The following is an 18360-nucleotide window of genomic DNA, read 5'->3' as shown; positions in this document are numbered from 1 at the left end:
GCCGATGGGACGGGAGGAATCCGTGACCGAGACTACCGGTGGCGGAAGCGGAGCGAGCGGGCCGCAGGGCGCCGATCTCGACGATCCGGCAGGTCTGATCGCGGCCGACGTGGGCGGCCATCTGCGCGCCGCCGCGCTCGCGGGCGCGCAGGCGCGCGCCGTCGCCAGCGCGGTGGATGAGGGGGCTCTGGCGGAGCTGGACGGTCTCGTCCCGCGCGCCGTCGTCGTGGTCTGCGGAGCAGGGCCCGCCGCGGCCGCCGCGGGTTTCGTCGAGGCGCTGACCGCGGGCCGGTTCGACGTCCCACTCGTGCGCTCCACCGAGCTCCCGCCCTGGGTGGGGGCGCTCGACGTGGTGGTCGTCTGCGGCTTCGACGCGGGTGACCTGGTGCTGGCCGGTGCCATCGCGACGGCCTCCCGGCGCGGCGCGACCGTCGTCGTCGCCGTTCCCATGGAGGGCCCGGTCGCCGAGGCGGCCGCCGGACGCACCGTCGACCTCTCGCCCCGCCTGCGCGTGCCGGAGCGGTTCGGCTTCATCGGGGTCGCCGCCGCGCTGCTCGCGGTGCTCGGCCGGCTCGCGGGCGCGGACCGGGGCGACGAGCCCGGGACCGGATTCCTCTTCACGCTCGCCGACACGCTCGACGACGAGGCCGTCCGCGGCGCACCCGACCGCGACGTCGAGTCCAATCCCGCCAAGCGGCTCGCCGCCCGGATGACCGGCCGCCGCGTGGCCCTCACCGCCGACACCGCGGCCGGCCTCGCCGTCGCGGAGCACGCGGCCTCGCAGGCCCTCACGCTCGGGGGCCAGGTGGTCGCCGCGGTCGGCTTCGCCGACGTGGAGCTGGCGACGCCCGAGCTGGCGTCCACGCCCGCCGGCGGCGCGTTGGAGACGGGGGCCGGCGGCGCGGTCGATCCGCTCTTCCACGACCCCTTCCTCGACGGTCCGGCGGCGCAGACCCCGCTGCGGGTCATCATCCTGACCACCGAGGAGCGCGCCCCGCTGGTGGGGGCGCGACTACGGGCACTGCCGGACGTGGAGGCGCTGCCCGTCGACGAGGGCGTGGTGCGCCCGGCGGCGACGACGGGGCCGCGCGCCGACGCGCTGGACCTGCTGGCGCTCGCGGTACGGTTCGATCTCGCGTCGGTGTACCGGCGCCTGACGGGAGAGGCGTGATGGAACGGATCGAGGGAGTCATCCGGCCGTACGCCTGGGGCTCGCGCACGGTGCTGGCGACGATGCAGGGCCGGCCGGTGCCGTCGAACCACCCGGAGGCGGAACTGTGGTTCGGCGCGCACCCTGCCGACCCGGCGAGGCTGTACGAGCCGTCCGGCACCGGGACCGACGGTGACCTGCTGTCCGCGATCAGCGCCGACCTGGACGGCCAGCTGGGCGGGCCCTGCCGCGGCGAGTTCGGCGACCGCCTGCCCTACCTGGTCAAGGTGCTCGCCGCCGACGAGCCGCTCTCGCTGCAGGCGCACCCGTCGCGGGAGCAGGCCGAGGAGGGCTTCGCCCGGGAGAACGCCGCGGGCATCCCGATCGACGCCCCCGAGCGCAACTACCGCGACGCCGCGCACAAGCCGGAGGTCGTCATCGCGCTGAGCCCGTTCGAGGCCCTCGCGGGCTTCCGGGACCCGAGGGTCACCGTCGAACTGCTGCGCGTCCTGGGCGTGCCGGAGCTGGACAGCTACCTGGGCCTGCTCGCCGGACAGCCGGATTCGATGGGCCTGCGCGCCCTCGTCACCACCTGGATCACGCTGCCGCAGCCCGCGCTGGCGGTGCTCGTGCCGGCGGTGCTCGCCGGCTGTGTGCGCTACCTGGAGAGCGGCGCGGACCGGTTCAAGGGCGAGGCGCGCCTGGCGCTGACGCTGGGGGAGCGCTACCCGGACGATGCGGGCGTACTCGCGGCGCTGCTGCTGAACCGGATCGTGCTCGAACCCGGGCAGGCGCTGTACCTCGCCGCCGGCAACCTGCACGCCTACATCAGCGGGGCCGCCGTGGAGGTCATGGCGAACTCGGACAACGTCCTGCGCGGTGGACTGACCCCGAAGCACGTCGACGTGCCGGAACTGCTGCGGGTGCTGGACTTCACGCCCCGGGCACCGTCGGATCTGGCGCCGGCCACGTCGACCGTGGGTCCCGAGGTCGTCTTCTCCACCCCCGCGCCGGAGTTCCGGGTCTCGCGGGTGCGGCTCGACGGCACGGCCCTGCGGCGCGCGGCGTCGGTGGAGCTGGACGCGCGCGGCCCGCAGCTGCTGGTGGTCACCGAGGGGACGGTCACGGTACGCAGTGCGGGCCGGTCGATCGATGTTCCGGCGGGCAGCGGCCTGTGGATGGCCGCGTCCGATCCGGGTGTGGTGGTCAGCGCGCACTCACCGGCGGCGGAGTTCTTCCGGACGCTGGTGGGCGGGCACTGATCCCGCCGCCCCGCGGGGCGGCATGGAGGCTAGACGCCGCCGAGGTTCTCGTAGAAGGTCTCGGGGATGTCGAAGGTCTGCATGTTCGACACGGCGACGGCCTCGGGGCGGGCCTTGCTGAGCACGGCGAGCGGCTTGCCGTCACGCGTGAGCAGCACGTCGTCTCCGCCCTCGACGATGCTGAGAAGCTGGGCGACGGTCTGGTCGGTGGTGTGCGCGAAAGTCTTGGTCATAGGCCCGACGGTAGGTGTTACTTGCCAGTACGCCAACACAATTCGCGTACCGACTAGTAACACTCGCGGGTAACCGGCGGGGCGGGCGTGGGATGCGCGGGGCCTGAAACGCCTCGCGACGGTGCCCGGGTGGTGTTTGATTGGTCGTCACACACACCCAGGACGACACAGGAGCACGCATGGCCAACCCACTGCTGCGCACCAAATCAGTGGAGCAATCGATCGCCGATACAGAGGTGGTCGGTACCCGCCTGAAGAAGCAGCTCACGGCGTGGGATCTCACCATCTTCGGGGTCGCCGTCGTCGTCGGCGCGGGGATCTTCACCATCGGCGCATCGACCGCCGGCAACTACGCCGGCCCGGCCGTGTCGCTGTCCTTCGTCATCGCCGCGGTCGCCTGCGGCCTCGCCGCCCTCTGCTACGCGGAGTTCGCGTCGACGGTGCCCGTGGCCGGTTCGGCGTACACCTTCTCCTATGCGACCTTCGGCGAGTTCGCCGCGTGGATCATCGGCTGGGACCTGGTGCTCGAGTTCTCCATCGCCGCCGCGGCCGTCGCGAGCGGCTGGTCGAGCTACCTCGGGACGGTCTTCGGCACCGGTCCGGCGGCGTTCCAGGTCGCCGGGCACACGGTCGACTGGGGCGCGATGATGATCGTCGGCGTCCTGACGGTGCTGCTGACCTTCGGCGCCAAGGTCTCCTCGCGGGTGTCCGCCGTGATCACCGCGATCAAGGTCGCGGTGGTGGTCCTGGTGATCGCCGTCGGCGCCTTCTACATCAAGGCGTCCAACTACACGCCCTTCGTCCCCGAGTCGGTCCCGGGCAAGAGCGAGGGCGTGACCTGGGCGTCCACCCTGTTCCAGGCCATCAGCGGCGGCTCGGGTTCGACCTACGGCTGGTACGGCGTCCTCGCGGGCGCGGGCATCGTCTTCTTCGCCTTCATCGGCTTCGACATCGTCGCGACCTCCGCGGAGGAGACGGTGAACCCGCAGCGCGACGTTCCGCGCGGCATCATGGGCTCGCTCGCGATCGTCACCGTGCTGTACATCGCCGTCACCGTGGTGGTGACCGGGATGGCCAGCTACAAGGACCTGGCGACGAGTGCGGGTAACGGCAAGGGCAAGAACCTCGCCTACGCCTTCTCCCTGAACGGCGTCGACTGGGCGGCCACGATCATCTCGATCGGCGCGCTCGCGGGCCTGACCACCGTGGTCATGGTGCTGCTCATGGGGCAGAACCGCGTGCTCTTCGCCATGGCCCGCGACGGCCTGCTGCCGCGCAAGCTCGCGAAGACCTCCGACCGCGGCGTACCGGTGCGGATCTCCGTGAGCGTCGGCGTGGTCGTCGCAGTCTTCGCCGGCCTCGTGCCCCTCGACGAGCTCGCCGAGCTGATCAACATCGGCACGCTGTTCGCCTTCGTGCTGGTCTCGGTCGGCGTTGTGGTGCTGCGCAAGCAGCGTCCGGACCTCAAACGCGGCTTCACGGCACCGCTGGTGCCGCTGGTCCCGATCCTCTCCGTCGTCGCCTGCGGCTGGCTCATGCTCAACCTGTCGCTCGAGACCTGGTTCCGGTTCGTGTGCTGGATGGTGCTGGGAGTCTTCGTGTACTTCCTCTACTCCAAGAACCATTCGCTCGTCGGCAAGCGTGAGCGCGGCGAGACGATCGAGTCACTGGTCTGATCGGTTCCGGGATCCGGGTTCCGGGACCGACGTAGTCGTGCCGGACGACAGCGCCCGCCGCCGATGCGACCGCACCGGACAAGCGCGATAGCCTGGACCGCGTGACTTCTACGCTGACCGCCGATACGGCGAACGGAATCGACTTCAAGGTTGCGGACCTCTCGCTTGCGGAGGCGGGCCGCAAGCAGCTGCGCCTCGCCGAGCACGAGATGCCGGGGCTGATGGCGCTGCGTCGTGAGTACGCCGACGTGCAGCCGCTCAAGGGTGCGCGGATCTCGGGCTCGCTGCACATGACGGTGCAGACCGCGGTGCTGATCGAGACCCTGGTGGCCCTCGGTGCTGAGGTCCGGTGGGCGTCGTGCAACATCTTCTCCACCCAGGACGAGGCCGCCGCGGCTGTGGTGGTGGGCCCGCACGGCACCGTCGAGGCCCCGCAGGGTGTCCCGGTGTTCGCGTGGAAGGGCGAGACCCTCGAGGAGTACTGGTGGGCGGCCGAGCAGATGCTCACCTGGCCGAATGAGCCCGCCAACATGATCCTCGACGACGGCGGCGACGCCACCATGCTGGTCCTGCGCGGCGCGCAGTTCGAGGCCGCGGGCGTCGTCCCGCCCACCGACGAGGACGCCGACAGCCACGAGTACCAGGTCTTCCTGGCCCTGCTGCGCGAGAGCCTCGCCAAGGACGCCACGAAGTGGACCACGATCGCCGACAGCGTCAAGGGCGTCACCGAGGAGACCACCACCGGCGTGCTGCGGCTGTACCAGTTCGCGGCGGCGGGCGAGCTGAAGTTCCCGGCGATCAACGTCAACGACTCGGTCACCAAGAGCAAGTTCGACAACAAGTACGGCACCCGCCACTCGCTGATCGACGGCATCAACCGTGGCACCGACGTGCTGATCGGCGGCAAGAAGGTGCTCATCACCGGCTACGGCGACGTGGGCAAGGGCTGCGCCGAGTCGCTGGCCGGCCAGGGTGCGCGCGTCCAGGTCACCGAGATCGACCCGATCAACGCGCTGCAGGCCCTGATGGACGGTTTCGACGTGGTCACCGTCGAGCAGGCCATCGGCGACGCCGACATCGTCATCACCTCGACGGGCAACAAGGACATCATCCTGCTCGAGCACATGAAGCAGATGAAGGATCACGCGATCCTCGGCAACATCGGCCACTTCGACAACGAGATCGACATGGCCGGCCTCGAGAAGTCGGGCGCCGTGCGGCTGAACATCAAGCCGCAGGTCGACCAGTGGACGTTCGGCGACACGGGCAAGTCTATCGTGGTGCTCTCCGAGGGCCGCCTGCTGAACCTGGGCAATGCGACGGGGCATCCCTCGTTCGTGATGTCCAACAGCTTCAGCAACCAGGTGATCGCGCAGATCGAGCTGTGGACCAAGCCGGACGAGTACGACAACGAGGTCTACCGCCTGCCGAAGCACCTCGACGAGAAGGTCGCCAAGATCCACGTCGAGGCTCTGGGCGGCACGCTGACGAAGCTCACCAAGGAGCAGGCGGAGTACATCGGCGTCGACGTCGAGGGCCCGTACAAGCCCGAGCACTACCGCTACTGACGTCAGCGCACGCGCGACGAACTCACGCACACCTTCCACCCTCCGGATTCCTTCCGGAGGGTGGACGTGTCCGTGACGGACTTCGAGACGATCACGCTCGAGCCCACCGGCGTCGAGGTCACCTCGGCGTCGGCGGTCCCGGCGCCGGCGTCGATCGTGATCGCGCCGACGGTGACCTCCCATCGCCCGCCGGGCCCGACCATCAGGTCGACCTCGGCGGCGAAGGTCTGCGCGGTGAACTGGCTCCGCAGCATCTGCCCGTCGGCGGCGCAGCGCACGCCGAGCAGGCCGGCCAGGTCCCGGTCGTTGAGCTTCTGCGTCTCCGCCGCGATCACGTCGCGGATCTGCCGCTCGTCGTCGCTTCCGCGGTTCGCCAGGATGTACCACGTGGTGGCGACGATGATCGCGATGATGGCGACCGTCGCGCCCACCACGATCGCGACCGAGCGGTCCCGCGGCGGCGGGGGCCCCGTCGGGCTCGGGGCGTACGGGGACACGTACGGCGCGTCGCCGGGGGCGCTTCGCGGCGCACCGCCGGGAGGCCCCTGCGGAACCGGGTTCGACGGTGCGGCGGGCCCCGCCACGGCGCGCCCCGTCAAGTAGGGCGTGCCCGCGGAGGACACCGGGCCGCCCGGGCCGTACTGCTGCGGCGGCCGCGGGGGAGCGATCCCGAGCCGGGCGTAGGTCTCCGGCGGGAGGACGGGGTGCAGGAGCTCGCGCGGGTCAGTCGGGCGCATCGGCCCGGTCCTCCGCGGTCGCGGTCGCGTGCCGCTGGGACTGCAGGGACTGCAGCAGTGCGGTCAGTGCGTCCAGCTTCTCGTGCACCTCGTCGAGCTCGCGGCGCATGTAATCGCGGCTCGCTGCCTCGCCGACGGCCAACCGGACGGACGCCAGCTCGCGGGCCAGGAACTCGGTGTCGGCCTTGGTCTGCGCGGCACGCATCCGGTCCTCGTCGAGCGAGACCCGGTCGCGGCTCTCCTGCCGGTTCTGTGCCAGCAGGATCAGCGGCGCGGCGTACGCGGCCTGCGTGGAGAAGGCCAGGTTGAGCAGGATGAACGGGTACGGATCGAAGCGCAGCGCGATCCAGCTGATGTTGATGATCACCCACACGACCACGATCACGGTCTGGATCGCGAGGTAGCGGCCGGTGCCCAGGAACCGCGCGACGCGCTCGGCCCCCTGGCCGATCATGTCGTCGCCCAGGTTGAGGTGGAAGCTGCGGTTCAGCCGCGGGGTGTCCAGCCGGGAACGCTCGTTCATCCGGTCACCTCCTCGGTGCGCTCGTCCTCGTCCTCGTCACGCCAGTCCTCGGGGAGCAGGTGGTCGAGCACGTCGTCGACCGAGACCGCGCCCAGCAGGTGGTTCTCCGCGTCGATGACCGGGCCGCTGACCAGGTTGTACGCCGCGAAGTAGCGGGTCACCGCGCCGAGGGGATCGTCGGGCCCGAGGCGCGGCAGGTCGGTGTCGACGATGCCGCCCACCAGGTCGGCCGGGGGCTCGCGGAGCAGCTGCTGCAGGTGCACCGCGCCCAGGTAGCGGCCCGTCGGGGTGGCGGTCGGCGGCCGCACGACGAAGACCATGCTCGCCAGCGCGGGCGTGATGTCGGGGTTGCGGACCCGGGCGAGCGCCTCTGCCACCGTCGTCGACGGGGTGACCACGATCGGCTCGGGCGTCATCATGCCGCCCGCGGTGTAGGGGGAGAAGGTGAGCAGGCGGCGGACCGTGCCCGAGTCCTCGGGGTCCATCACGCCCAGCAGTTCCTCGCGCTGGCGTACGGGAAGGTCGCCGAGGAGGTCGGCGGCGTCGTCGGGATCCATGGCCTCGAGCACGTCGGCGGCGCGAGCCTTGGACAGGTGCGCGATGACCTCGGCCTGGTCGTCGGAGCCGAGCTCCTGCAGCACGTCGGCGAGGCGCTCGTCGTCGAAGGCGGCGGCGATGGCGAGCCTGCGCTGCGCCGGCAGCTCGCGGAGCGCCTGCGCGACATCGGTGGCGCGCATGTCCTCGAAGACGGTCAGCGCCTCGGCGATGTCGTGGTCGGCGCCCGTGAGCGCGGTGGTGGTGAAGCCGGAGACGTGCGGGAGGTCGACCACCTGGACGCCCCCGCGGCGGCTCCAGCCCGTCCCGCGGATCTTCACCGCCAGGCGGTGCACCACCCAGTCGCGGGTGCGGGTCTGCTCGATCCCGACGTCGGCGACGGAGGCGTCGGCACCGTCGTAGGGCTCGCCGGGCTCGGAGATCCGGACCTTGGTGCCCAGCAGCTGGCCGAGGGCGAGCGCCTCGCCGGGCCGCAGATGCAGGCGGCGCAGGCTCACCGAGCCGGTGTTGAGGGTGACGGCGGCGGGTTCGATGCTGGTCACGCGCAACATCGGGACGAAGATGCGGCGGCGGTTCGCCAGTTCCACGGCGAGTCCGAGGACCCGTGGCGGCTTGCGATCGGCGCGCAGGCCGAGCACCGCGTCCCGGACCCGGCCGACGGATTCGCCGTCCGGGCCGACGACGGGGAGGCCGGACAGTCGCGCGACGAATACTCTGGAGACAGCCGACATGTACTTCAGGGTAGTTTCGTTACGAGCCGCACGTGAGGGAGGGCGCCGAATGTCGCAACCGTTGTCCGGACCGGGGTCGCCGAACCAGCCGGGAGGTCCCGGGGGCCGGGGCCTGCCGACGCCGCCCAAGGGCTGGCCGATCGGCTCCTACAGCACCTACGCCGAGGCCCAGCGGGCCGTCGACTACCTCTCCGACCAGGAGTTCCCGGTCCAGAACGTGACCATCGTGGGCGTCGACCTGATGCAGGTCGAGCGGATCACCGGCCGCCTCACCTGGGGGCGCGTGCTCAGCGCGGGCGCCGCCTCGGGTGCCTGGCTGGGCCTGTTCCTCGGCCTGCTGGTGGGGCTGTTCGTGGGCGGTGGGAACGCCCTGCTCTCCACGGTGATCGCCGGCGTCATCGGCGGCATCGTCTTCGGCCTGATCAGCGCCGCGGTCCCGTACTGGGCCTCGCGCGGCACCCGCGACTTCTCCTCGACGATGCAGCTGGTCGCCGGCCGGTACGACGTGCTCTGCGACCCCCAGGTCGCCGAGCAGGCCCGTGACATGCTCGCCCGCCTGAACATCCAGTAGGCCCGACGAAGTAGTCGCCACGGCGCGCCGATCGCTCCGCGCTGTAAATATCTCCGCTCGCCCCGCGTCTTCGCGGGGCGAGCGGCGTTTTCGGGTGGGAGCGGGGTTTCAGCTGCGGCGGCTGGACGGACCGGCGTGCGGGTGACGCGCCGTCGGGCCCGGAGAACCGGGTGATCGTGCCGGGAGTCGACCCGACCCTATTTACCGGGACGTGAAGTCCTGTTAAATTGGGGTGACGTGATAGCGATCACAAGGAGGACTCTCATGGCGGACATCCTGGGACGTGTGAGCCGGCGCGAACTCGAGCAGGGCTACGTCGATGTGCTGGCGGACCTGTCCGACGGTTCCGTGCGTCGCCGCTTCGACCCGTACCTGGACATCGATTGGGACTCGCCGGAGCTGGCGCTGGACCCGAACGACCCGCGCTGGGTGCTGCCGCCGACGCTGGATTCGCTCGGCGCGACGCAGTGGTACCGCGACCTCCCGCTCGACAAGCAGATCGAGATCGGCAGGTGGCGCCTGGCCAACACGATCAAGGTGGGCGCGGCCTTCGAGTCGATCCTGATCCGCGGAATGATGCAGTACATCATGAGGCTCCCGAACAAGTCGCCGGAGTTCCGGTACTCGCTCCACGAGATGACGGAGGAGTGCAACCACATCCAGATGTTCCAGGAGCTGGTGAACCGCATCGATGTGGATGTGCCCGGCATGCGGAAGTGGTTCCGGCGGGCCTCGCCGATGATCGGCGTGCTCGGCGGCTACGCGCACGTGATCCTGTTCATGGGCATCCTCGGTGGCGAGGAGCCGATCGACCACTACCAGAAGGCGATCATGCGGCACGGCGGCCAGGTGCCGCCGCTGGTGTTGCGCACCATGGAGATCCACGTCGCCGAGGAGGCGCGGCACATCTCCTTCGCGCACGAGTTCCTGCACGCGCACCTGCAGGGGATGACGAAGCGGCAGAAGCGGATCTGCGCATTCGCGTTCCCGCTCGCCATGCGCTGGCTGGTCGGCGAGATCTTTACCCCGCCGAAGGAGTTCTTCGAGAAGTTCGAGGTACCGCGCGAGGTGAAGCGCGAGGCCTTCTGGCGCGGGCCGGCGGCGCGGGCCTTGCTCAACGACTACTTCGCCGAGATGCGCTCGCTGGCAGATGATCTGGGTCTGATGACCCCGTTCGGCAAGCTGATGTGGAAGCTGCTGAAGATCGACGGTCACAAGGCGCGCTACCGCGGGGAGCCCACGCGCCCCGCGCAACTCGCCGCCTGACCGCAGGCCGCCCGGGCGCGGCACCGGTCCGCCCGGGCGCGGCACCGGTCCGCGCGGGCGGCACGGCGCGTAGCATCACCCGGTATGACCGCGCCGCAGGAACCCGGCTCCGGGTATCGGCAGCGCTGGAGCGCGCACAACTCGCAACGGCGCGAGCAGATCCTGCGTGCCGCAGCGGAACTGGTCGAGGAGTCGGAGCCGGGTGCGCCGATCCCGGTGCAGCGCATCGCCGATCGGGCCGGTCTCGTCAAGTCGGTGGTGTATCGGCAGTTCCGCAGCAAGGACGAATTGGCGCGCGGGCTTAGGGGTTTCGTCGTCGACGAGTTCGCCGCCGAGTTGGAGGCGGACCTCGACGTCTCGACGGGCTCGCTCCGGGAGATCCTGCGTCGCGCGATCACCAGCGCCGCGGTGTGGATGCGGGACCACCCGCACCTCGTCGACCTGCTGCGGGCCGGGCCCACGGACGCGACCCCCGCCGATGGCACGCCGACCGCGCCGGACGCCATCGGCGAACTCCGCCACCGCGTGGTCTCCCGCGCCAACCAGACGATCGAGGGGATCGGCGCGCTCACCGGGCGCGATCCGGCGCCCTTCGCCGACATCCCGTTCGTGGTCTTCACGATGGTCGAGGGCACGCTCACCGCGTGGGTGCGGGGCGAGGAGTCGCTGCGCGAACGGCCACGGGAGGATGTGGTCGTCTCGCTCGCGGACATCACCTGGCACATCCTCGACGGTGTCGCGCGCGGCCTGGGCATCGTGATCGACCCGGATGCCGAGTTCACCGGGGTGCTCGCTCGGCTGACCGCCTCCCCCTGAGTGCTGCAAATACTTGCAAAAACACCCTCTAGTGGCGCGAGTCACAGTGCGGTACGGTTCTCGCATGTCTTCCCTCCGCTGGTCCGCTGTCATGCAGCAGGACTCGTGGACCGCGGAGCAGTTCTGCAAATACTTGCACGAAGCGACTCCGGCGGTGCGATCATCGGCGGATGATCCCGAAGAAGCAGGTCGCGATGAAGGACGTCGCGCAGCGCCTCGGGATGTCGATCTCGACGGTCTCGCGCGCCCTGACCGGCAAACCGGGCGTGGCCCCGCAGACCCGTCGCCGGATCGTCGACGAGGCGCTCGCGCTCGGATACGTGCCGGCGGACGCTCCGTCGGCGGTGAGCGAGCAGCCGCGCCGGGTGTGCGTGGTCGTGCCCTGGTTGGACGTCTGGTTCTACTCCGCGGTCGCCGACGGTGCCGAGGAGGTGCTGCGCGAGCACGGGGTCTCGACGGTGCTCCGCTGCGCGCGGACGCACGCCGAACGGCTGGAGCTCTTCCGCGGCCTGCCGCGGGAGGATTCCGTGGACGGTGTGATCACGGTGAGCTTCCCCGTGGATGCGGAGATCCTCGGTCTCCTCGCTCGCACGGCCGTGCCGGTGGTGGCGGTGTCGTCCCGGCCGGACGGGGTCCCGTCGGTGACCATCGACGACCGGCTGGCCGCGCAGCGCGCCGTCGGGCACCTGGTCCGGATGGGGCACCGTCGGATCGCCCTGATCCGCACCAGCGATCCGGAGGGCGTGCTGTGGGAGGCGGACACGGCGCGGACCGAGGGCTACCGCTCCGCGCTGGCGGAGGCCGGGGTGCCGGCGCCGGACGAACTGACCGTCGCGGCCCTGTGGGGGATCGAGGGCGGCGCGGAGGCGATGGAGCGACTGCTCGGCCTCGCCTCGGTGCCGACCGCGGTCTTCTGCTTCTCCGACGAGGTCGCGATGGGGGCGCTCCGCACCCTGCGCCGGATGGGGATCTCGGTGCCCGAGCAGATGTCGGTGATCGCGGTCGACGACCATCCGATGGCCGAACTCACGGACCTGACCACGGTGGCGCAACCCGCGCGTCTGCTCGGCGGCGAGGCGGCCCGGTCGGTGCTCGCGCTCATGGACGGCAGGGGGGCCGACGACGTCGTCTTCGGCACCCGGCTGGTGGCGCGGCACACGACCGCTCCGCCACCGTGATCCATTGTCGTGCAACGGTTTATTCCGGATCCTCTACTTTCGTGGGGGTTGCGCGACGGGGTGCTTCAGGATTGGCACGGGAATCCAGGATGTGGGGTTCGTCACCCCATGCGTGTGTTACTTTTCGCAATGCCGTTCGACAGGGCGGCGCTAGGAGGATGGGCGATGGAGTGGAAACCGGTTCGCCGCAGGGCGCTGGCGGCAGGATTGTCGGTGGCCCTCGGGAGTTCGCTGCTGGCCGGGTGTGGCACCGAGGGCTCGTCGGGCGTGGTGATCACCGTCGGCACCGGTGCCGACAGCATCCCGGCGCTGAAGAAGGCCGCCGTGAAGTGCTCGACCAGCGAGTACAAGGTCGTCACCGAGACGATGCCCCGCGCGGCCGACGACACGCGGCTGCAATGGGCGCGCCGCATCACGGGTAACGACAAGTCGCTGTCGATCCTCGCGCTCGACGTCACCTGGACGGCGGAGTTCGCCGCGGCGGGCTGGCTGACGGACATGCCGGCCGACGTCACCGAGCGGACCACCAAGCGCGTGCTGGCGGGCCCGCTCAAGACCGCCACCTATCAGGGCAAGGTCTACGGCGTGCCGGCCTGGGCCAACACCCAGCTCCTCTGGTACCGCAAGGACCTCCTGCAGAAGCTCACGGGCAAGCCCATCACGAGCCCGCCGAAACTGACCTGGCAGCAGCTCCTCGAGTACGCCGCGCAGTCGGGCAAGTCCGGTGGCCCGACGGGGATCGCCGTGACGGCCGCGCAGTACGAGGGCATGGTCGTGTGGTTCAACTCGCTGCTCGAGAGCGAGGGCGGCCGGATCGTCGGGGACGACGGGACCTCCGTGGTGCTCGGTGAGCCGAAGAACAAGGAGGCCATGATCCGCGCCCTGCAGATCATGAAGGACGTCACCACCGCGCCGGGGCACCTTCCCGGCATCACCAACTTCATGGAGACCGAGGCGCGCCTGTCGATGGAGCGCGGCGAGGCGCTGTTCCAGATCAACTGGCCCTTCGTCCTGCCGTCCATGCAGCAGAACGCCGCCGCGGGTTCGGTGCCCTGGTTCGGCAACGAACTGGCGCAGTTCAAGGGCCTCGAGAAGCCCGAGCCGGCCCAGCTGCGGCAGATGAACGAGATCATCCGCAAGAAGTTCGATTTCGCGCCGTACCCCGAGGTCAAGCCGGGTGTGCCGGCGAAGGCGACCCTCGGTGGGGCGAACCTCATGGTCGCCAAGACCGCTCAGCACCCGGATCTGGCCTGGAAGGCCGTCGAGTGCCTGACGAACAACGAGTCCGAGAAGATCTACGGCCTCGACGCGGGCACGCCGCCCACCGTCCCGGCGGTCTACGACGATCCGGAGTTCATCACCGTGTACCCGGCGGCCAAGCTGATCCGGGACCAGATGCAGGACAAGACCGCGGCGGTCCGCCCGCTCACGCCGTCCTACCAGGCGATGTCGACGCTGCTCGCGGCCAAGCTCGCCCCGGTGGGCGGCTGGGACCCGGCGACGCTCGCCGATGAACTGATCGATGCCGCGCAGAAGGCGGTCGATGGGAAGGGGCTCGTCCCGTGACAACCGCTGAAGTGGGGCGGAACGCGATGCCGCCCGAGGGCAAGCGCGCCGGAAAGCCCGCTCTCTCCGAGGGCAAGCAGTCGGAACGCCGCCTGGGCCTGTACCTGATCGCCCCCGCGGCGATCCTGATGCTCGCGGTCACCGCGTACCCGATCCTCTACGCCATCTGGCTGAGCCTGCACAAGGCGTCGCTGGTCGCGCCCGACGACACTCAGTTCGTCGGCATCAGCAACTACCTGACCGTGCTCAGTGACGGTTACTGGTGGTCGGCGTTCGGGGTGACGGCGTTCATCACCGTCGCGTCCGTGGTCATCGAGTTCGTGCTCGGCCTCGCGATCGCGCTGGTCATGCACCGCACCATCGTCGGACGGGGCGTGGTCCGCACCGTCGTGCTGATCCCGTACGGCATCGTCACCGTAGCGGCCTCGTTCTCCTGGCTGTACGCCTGGACGCCCGGCACGGGCTACCTGGCGAACCTGCTGCCGACGGGGTCCGCGCCGCTCACCGAGCAGATCCCCTCGCTGCTGATCATCGTCCTGGCGGAGGTGTGGAAGACGACGCCGTTCATGGCGCTGCTCCTGCTCTCCGGCCTCGCCCTGGTGCCGGACGACCTGCTCAAGGCCGCGGCCCTCGACGGTGCCGGCGCCTGGACCCGCCTGACGAAGATCATCATCCCGTTGATGAAGCCCGCGATCCTGGTGGCCCTGCTGTTCCGCACGCTGGACGCCTTCCGCATCTTCGACAACATCTTCGTCCTGACGAAGGGCAGCAACGGCACCGGCTCGCTCTCGATCCTCGGCTACGACAACCTGTTCAAGGCCTTCAACCTGGGCATCGGCTCCGCCATCTCGGTGCTGATCTTCATCTGTGTCGCGATCATCGCGTTCATCTTCGTCAAGGCGTTCGGAGCCGCCGCTCCCGGCGCCGATGCGGGAAAGCGGTAGGGGGAACTCATGGCACAGAACACCATGGGCCGCAAGGTCAGTTGGTCCGTCGTCAACCTGATCGTGGTCGCGTTCACGATGATCCCGCTGCTGTGGATCATCTCGCTCTCGCTCAAGCCCGCGTCGTCGGTCGGCGACGGGAAGCTCATCCCGACGAGCCCGACCTTCGAGAACTACATCTCCGTGTTCAAGAACGCCGGCTTCCTCCGGCCGCTGGTGAACTCGATCGGCATCGCGCTGATCAGCACGCTGATCGCGGTGCTCATCGGCACGTTCGCCGCGTACGCGGTCGCGCGGCTGGACTTCCCGGGCAAGCAGGTCTTCATCGCCGCCACCCTGTTGATCGCGATGTTCCCGCAGATCTCGCTCATCACGCCGCTGTTCAACATCGAGCGGGCCACCGGCCTGTTCGACACGTGGCCGGGCCTGATCCTGCCGAACATCACCTTCGCGCTCCCGCTCTGCGTCTACACGCTGCAGGCGTTCTTCCGCGAGATCCCGTGGGAGCTGGAGAAGGCCGCGCAGATGGACGGCGCGACCCCGGCGCAGGCCTTCCGGCAGGTGGTCGCCCCGCTCGCCGCGCCAGGCGTCGTGACCGCGGCGATCCTGGTCTTCATCGCGGCGTGGAACGACCTGCTGTTCGCCGTCTCCCTGACCGCGACGAACTCGTCGATCACCGCACCCGTGGCGATCATCAACTTCACCGGTAGCTCGCAGTTCGAAGAACCCACCGGCACCATCTCGGCCGCGGCCGTGATCATCACCATCCCGATCATCATCTTCGTGCTGCTGTTCCAGCGACGCATCGTGGCCGGCCTGACCTCCGGCGCCGTCAAGGGCTAGCCCGGTAAGCATTCTTAGGAGAGAACCATGGCAGACATCGTCTTCGACCACGTGCGCAAGACCTATCCCGACGGTTCCACCGCCGTCAGCGACATCAACCTCGAGATCGCCGACGGCGAGTTCGTGATCCTCGTCGGGCCCTCGGGCTGCGGCAAGTCCACGACACTCAACATGATCGCGGGCCTCGAGGACATCTCCGGCGGTGAGCTGCGCATCGGCGGCGAACGCGTCAACGAGAAGGCCCCGAAGGATCGCGACATCGCGATGGTCTTCCAGTCCTACGCGCTCTACCCGCACATGTCGGTGCGCGAGAACATCGCCTTCCCGCTCAAGCTCGCGAAGCTGTCGAAGGAGGAGGTGAACGCCAAGGTCGAGGACGCCGCGCGCAGCCTGGACCTCACGCAGCACCTCGACCGCAAGCCGAGCCAGCTCTCGGGCGGCCAGCGGCAGCGGGTCGCGATGGGCCGCGCCATCGTCCGCAGCCCCAAGGCCTTCCTCATGGACGAGCCGCTGTCGAACCTCGACGCCAAGCTCCGCGTGCAGATGCGCACCGAGGTCAGCCGGCTGCAGAAGCGTCTCGGCACCACCATGGTCTACGTCACCCACGACCAGACCGAGGCCATGACCCTCGGCGACCGCGTCGTCGTGCTCAAGGGCGGCGACGTGCAGCAGGTGGGCGCGCCGCAGGAGCTCTACGACCGCCCGAACAACCTGTTCGTGGCCGGCTTCATCGGCTCGCCCGCGATGAACTTCGTGCCCGGCCGGCTCACCTCGGTCGGCATCGACACGGCGCTCGGCGAGATCCTGCTGCTCGACGCGCCGCAGTTGGCCGAGAGGGCCTCCGCCGCCGGTAACCGGACCGGCGACGTGGTCGTCGGCATCCGTCCCGAGCACTTCGAGGACGCGCGCCTGCTGGACCCGAACCAGCGCGTCGGCGGTCTCACCTTCCGCGCGCGGGTCGACGTGCTCGAATCGATGGGCTCGGACAAGTTCGTGCACTTCGCCGTCGCGGCCGACGACGCCCGCACCGACGTCCTCGGGGCGGGGCAGCAGCTGCCCGCGCTGGCCGGCGTCGATGAGATCGTCGCCCGCCTGTCGGCGGATTCGACCGCCAGCCGGGGCGCCGATGTCGACCTGTACTACGACCCGTCGAAGATCGCGGTCTTCGACGCTGCGACCGGGCTCAACCTGGCGCTGTAGGCGCGGCCGATGAGGGTGCTCGCCGTGAGCGACGAGGAGGTGCCGGGGCTCGCCCTGGCATCGTCGACCCTGCGCCCCGACCTCATCCTCGGGGCCGGGGACCTGACCGGCGCGTACCTCGAGTCGCTCGTCGACAGATACGGCGTGCCCTGCGTCTTCGTGCCCGGCAACCACGATCCGGACCACTCCGGGTACCGCCGGTCCCGGGGCGGCTACACCCGCGGGGGACTGCCCTGCGAGCCGCCCGGCCCGCGTGGCGGGATCAACGCGGACGGCCGGGTGGTCACGGTCGGCGGCCTGACGGTGGCGGGCCTCGGCGGGTCGATCCGCTACCGCGGCGGCCCCAACCAGTGGACGCAGTCCCAGGCCGCGCGCCGGGCGTGGCGGGTGCGGTTCGCGGCCCGGCGGCGTGCCGTCGACGTGGTGCTCGCGCACTCACCCGCCGAGGGGGTGGGCGACGGTGCCGACGGCCCGCACCGCGGGCTCGCGGCGCTGGGTGCACTGGTCGCGCGGGTGCGCCCCCAGGTCTTCGTGCACGGTCACGTGCACCCCTTCGGACAGCCGGGTCCGGACCAGGAGATCGATGGTGTGCCCGTGCTGAACACCGTCGGCTACACGTACTTCGAGATCACCCCGGGCAGCCCGGGGGCCTACCGCGTGAGGGAGCGGCGACGTGGCGCGTGACACCGGATTCCCCGACGAGGACGCACGTACCGATTTCGAGCGATCGCGGCGGCGGGCCAACATCTCCCGCCTGGCGGCCTGGGTGCGGGGCCAGCCCGGCGACGTCAACGAGATCCTGCCCTACGACGAGGTCGTCTCCGCGCTCGGGCTGGTGACGGAGCGGAAGCTGGGGCTGCAGGTGGTCCCGGTCGCGCAGATCGTGGGCAGTGTGGACCGCACCCGCGACTTCGACCGCTACTTCCGGCCCCGCTCGCCCGCTCTGCGGGCCCGGTGGCAGCGGCTGGCGGCCGCGCAGCGCCGCGGCGAGTCGATGCCGCCCGTCGAGCTGAAGAAGGTCGGCGAGCTGTACTTCGTGGTCGACGGGCACCATCGCGTCTCGATCGCCTTCGCCCGCGGCTTCACCACCATCGACGCCGAGGTCACCGAGGTCGTCACCCGGATCGGCGCGGGCGGCATCGCGGTCCGCTCCGATCTGCTGATGAAGGACCATCGCCGGCTGTTCCTCGAACGTGTTCCGGTGTCGGGGGAGGCGCGCGAACGGATCTCCTTCGCCAACGCCTGGGACTACTCGAGGCTCGCGGAGTCGGTGGAGGCGTGGGGCTTTCGGCTCAGCCAGGATCTCGGCGAGTTCCTGAGCCGCGAGGAGGTGGCCCGTCGCTGGTACGAGGAGGAGTTCACGCCGGTCGTCGAGATGGCGCGCGCGGCCGGGATCATGGAGTCCTCCACCGACGCCGAGGTCTACCACTTCGTCGCGTGCGAACGGTACCGCCTGGTGCGCAAGCACGTGTGGACGCCCGAGATCATCGACGAGGTCTCGGCGCGGAACCGGCCCTGGCAGCCGGGCAGGTTCTTCTGAC

At 70.2% G+C, this 18360-nt stretch carries 18 protein-coding genes; 14 read left to right on the top strand and 4 right to left on the bottom strand.

Translation table 11 applies throughout. The annotated features are described in order from the left end of the window. The first annotated feature begins 22 nt into the window (after window positions 1-22). A complete protein-coding gene (locus tag AC21LY_RS18915; RefSeq protein ID WP_489048104.1) occupies window positions 23-1171 on the top strand; it encodes a hypothetical protein in 1149 nt (382 codons plus the stop codon). Continuing rightward, the gene (gene manA, locus AC21LY_RS18910; protein ID WP_489048103.1) at window positions 1171-2412 is read left to right on the top strand and encodes a mannose-6-phosphate isomerase, class I; all 1242 of its coding nucleotides are present in this window, start codon (window positions 1171-1173) and stop codon (window positions 2410-2412) included. The genes AC21LY_RS18915 and manA overlap by 1 nt, the downstream gene beginning before the upstream one ends. Window positions 2413-2441: 29 nt before the next feature. Here manA and AC21LY_RS18905 read toward each other — a convergent pair whose 3' ends face one another. Beyond that, entirely contained in the window at window positions 2442-2645 is a 204-nt protein-coding gene (locus AC21LY_RS18905; protein ID WP_489048102.1) for a hypothetical protein, read from the bottom strand. Between the two features lie 179 nt (window positions 2646-2824). Between AC21LY_RS18905 and AC21LY_RS18900 the strand changes: the two genes are divergently transcribed. Together AC21LY_RS18900 and ahcY are read left to right on the top strand one after the other, a co-directional pair. Continuing rightward, window positions 2825-4321, top strand: a complete 1497-nt coding sequence (locus AC21LY_RS18900) for an amino acid permease (RefSeq protein ID WP_489048101.1) — start codon at window positions 2825-2827, stop codon at window positions 4319-4321. A gap of 101 nt (window positions 4322-4422) precedes the next feature. Beyond that, window positions 4423-5889 (top strand): adenosylhomocysteinase, encoded by a 1467-nt coding sequence (gene ahcY, locus AC21LY_RS18895; protein ID WP_489048100.1) that lies wholly within the window; start codon window positions 4423-4425, stop codon window positions 5887-5889. Between the two features lie 2 nt (window positions 5890-5891). On the opposite strand, the gene AC21LY_RS18890 is transcribed toward ahcY, so the two are convergent. From AC21LY_RS18890 to AC21LY_RS18880, 3 genes are read right to left on the bottom strand one after another with little or no spacing between them, the layout of a single operon-like run. Further along, window positions 5892-6626, bottom strand: coding sequence for an Rv0361 family membrane protein (locus AC21LY_RS18890; protein ID WP_489048099.1), 735 nt, complete (start codon window positions 6624-6626; stop codon window positions 5892-5894). After that, the gene (locus tag AC21LY_RS18885; protein ID WP_489048098.1) at window positions 6613-7149 is read right to left on the bottom strand and encodes a DUF1003 domain-containing protein; all 537 of its coding nucleotides are present in this window, start codon (window positions 7147-7149) and stop codon (window positions 6613-6615) included. The genes AC21LY_RS18890 and AC21LY_RS18885 overlap by 14 nt, the downstream gene beginning before the upstream one ends. Beyond that, complete coding sequence (locus AC21LY_RS18880) at window positions 7146-8435, bottom strand: magnesium transporter MgtE N-terminal domain-containing protein (RefSeq protein ID WP_489048097.1); 1290 nt, start codon at window positions 8433-8435, stop codon at window positions 7146-7148. The genes AC21LY_RS18885 and AC21LY_RS18880 overlap by 4 nt, the downstream gene beginning before the upstream one ends. Before the next feature lie 49 nt (window positions 8436-8484). Between AC21LY_RS18880 and AC21LY_RS18875 the strand changes: the two genes are divergently transcribed. The 10 genes from AC21LY_RS18875 to AC21LY_RS18830 all read left to right on the top strand — a co-directional run bounded on the left by AC21LY_RS18875 (window position 8485) and on the right by AC21LY_RS18830 (window position 18359). Continuing rightward, complete coding sequence (locus AC21LY_RS18875) at window positions 8485-9006, top strand: YflT domain-containing protein (protein WP_489048096.1); 522 nt, start codon at window positions 8485-8487, stop codon at window positions 9004-9006. Window positions 9007-9270: 264 nt separating this feature from the next. Continuing rightward, window positions 9271-10272, top strand: coding sequence for an AurF N-oxygenase family protein (locus AC21LY_RS18870; protein WP_489048095.1), 1002 nt, complete (start codon window positions 9271-9273; stop codon window positions 10270-10272). A gap of 84 nt (window positions 10273-10356) precedes the next feature. Further along, complete coding sequence (locus tag AC21LY_RS18865) at window positions 10357-11088, top strand: TetR/AcrR family transcriptional regulator (RefSeq protein ID WP_489048094.1); 732 nt, start codon at window positions 10357-10359, stop codon at window positions 11086-11088. 170 nt (window positions 11089-11258) lie between these two features. Next, window positions 11259-12266: a LacI family DNA-binding transcriptional regulator gene (locus tag AC21LY_RS18860; RefSeq protein WP_489048093.1), complete on the top strand. Its 1008-nt coding sequence runs from the start codon at window positions 11259-11261 to the stop codon at window positions 12264-12266. Between the two features lie 165 nt (window positions 12267-12431). Further along, window positions 12432-13832: an extracellular solute-binding protein gene (locus AC21LY_RS18855; RefSeq protein ID WP_489048092.1), complete on the top strand. Its 1401-nt coding sequence runs from the start codon at window positions 12432-12434 to the stop codon at window positions 13830-13832. Between the two features lie 26 nt (window positions 13833-13858). Next, window positions 13859-14776: a carbohydrate ABC transporter permease gene (locus AC21LY_RS18850; protein WP_489048263.1), complete on the top strand. Its 918-nt coding sequence runs from the start codon at window positions 13859-13861 to the stop codon at window positions 14774-14776. Between the two features lie 24 nt (window positions 14777-14800). Beyond that, entirely contained in the window at window positions 14801-15619 is an 819-nt protein-coding gene (locus AC21LY_RS18845) for a carbohydrate ABC transporter permease (protein ID WP_489048262.1), read from the top strand. Between the two features lie 27 nt (window positions 15620-15646). Then, window positions 15647-16819, top strand: coding sequence for an ABC transporter ATP-binding protein (locus AC21LY_RS18840; RefSeq protein ID WP_489048091.1), 1173 nt, complete (start codon window positions 15647-15649; stop codon window positions 16817-16819). Between the two features lie 9 nt (window positions 16820-16828). Next, window positions 16829-17503, top strand: a complete 675-nt coding sequence (locus AC21LY_RS18835) for a metallophosphoesterase family protein (protein ID WP_489048090.1) — start codon at window positions 16829-16831, stop codon at window positions 17501-17503. Beyond that, on the top strand, window positions 17493-18359 hold the full coding sequence (locus AC21LY_RS18830) for a chromosome partitioning protein ParB (RefSeq protein WP_489048089.1): 867 nt from the start codon (window positions 17493-17495) through the stop codon (window positions 18357-18359). The genes AC21LY_RS18835 and AC21LY_RS18830 overlap by 11 nt, the downstream gene beginning before the upstream one ends. Window position 18360: the final 1 nt, after the last annotated feature.

It is taken from the genome of Tsukamurella sp. II2bb (genome assembly GCF_057815145.1).
Note: the sequence above shows the minus strand (reverse complement) of the source record. Positions and strands in the feature narration are given on the sequence as shown.

Bases quoted from the DNA above. Each gene is read 5' to 3' on its own strand.
- AC21LY_RS18855 (WP_489048092.1), top strand. From the start codon at position 12,432: ATGGAGTGGAAACCGGTTCGCCGCAGGGCGCTGGCGGCAGGATTGTCG.
- AC21LY_RS18860 (WP_489048093.1), top strand. From the start codon at position 11,259: ATGATCCCGAAGAAGCAGGTCGCGATGAAGGACGTCGCGCAGCGCCTC.
- AC21LY_RS18900 (WP_489048101.1), top strand. From the start codon at position 2,825: ATGGCCAACCCACTGCTGCGCACCAAATCAGTGGAGCAATCGATCGCC.
- AC21LY_RS18880 (WP_489048097.1), bottom strand. From the start codon at position 8,435: ATGTCGGCTGTCTCCAGAGTATTCGTCGCGCGACTGTCCGGCCTCCCC.
- AC21LY_RS18885 (WP_489048098.1), bottom strand. From the start codon at position 7,149: ATGAACGAGCGTTCCCGGCTGGACACCCCGCGGCTGAACCGCAGCTTC.
- manA (WP_489048103.1), top strand. From the start codon at position 1,171: ATGGAACGGATCGAGGGAGTCATCCGGCCGTACGCCTGGGGCTCGCGC.
- AC21LY_RS18870 (WP_489048095.1), top strand. From the start codon at position 9,271: ATGGCGGACATCCTGGGACGTGTGAGCCGGCGCGAACTCGAGCAGGGC.
- AC21LY_RS18850 (WP_489048263.1), top strand. From the start codon at position 13,859: ATGCCGCCCGAGGGCAAGCGCGCCGGAAAGCCCGCTCTCTCCGAGGGC.
- AC21LY_RS18890 (WP_489048099.1), bottom strand. From the start codon at position 6,626: ATGCGCCCGACTGACCCGCGCGAGCTCCTGCACCCCGTCCTCCCGCCG.
- AC21LY_RS18865 (WP_489048094.1), top strand. From the start codon at position 10,357: ATGACCGCGCCGCAGGAACCCGGCTCCGGGTATCGGCAGCGCTGGAGC.
- AC21LY_RS18905 (WP_489048102.1), bottom strand. From the start codon at position 2,645: ATGACCAAGACTTTCGCGCACACCACCGACCAGACCGTCGCCCAGCTT.
- AC21LY_RS18840 (WP_489048091.1), top strand. From the start codon at position 15,647: ATGGCAGACATCGTCTTCGACCACGTGCGCAAGACCTATCCCGACGGT.
- AC21LY_RS18845 (WP_489048262.1), top strand. From the start codon at position 14,801: ATGGGCCGCAAGGTCAGTTGGTCCGTCGTCAACCTGATCGTGGTCGCG.
- AC21LY_RS18875 (WP_489048096.1), top strand. From the start codon at position 8,485: ATGTCGCAACCGTTGTCCGGACCGGGGTCGCCGAACCAGCCGGGAGGT.
- AC21LY_RS18835 (WP_489048090.1), top strand. From the start codon at position 16,829: ATGAGGGTGCTCGCCGTGAGCGACGAGGAGGTGCCGGGGCTCGCCCTG.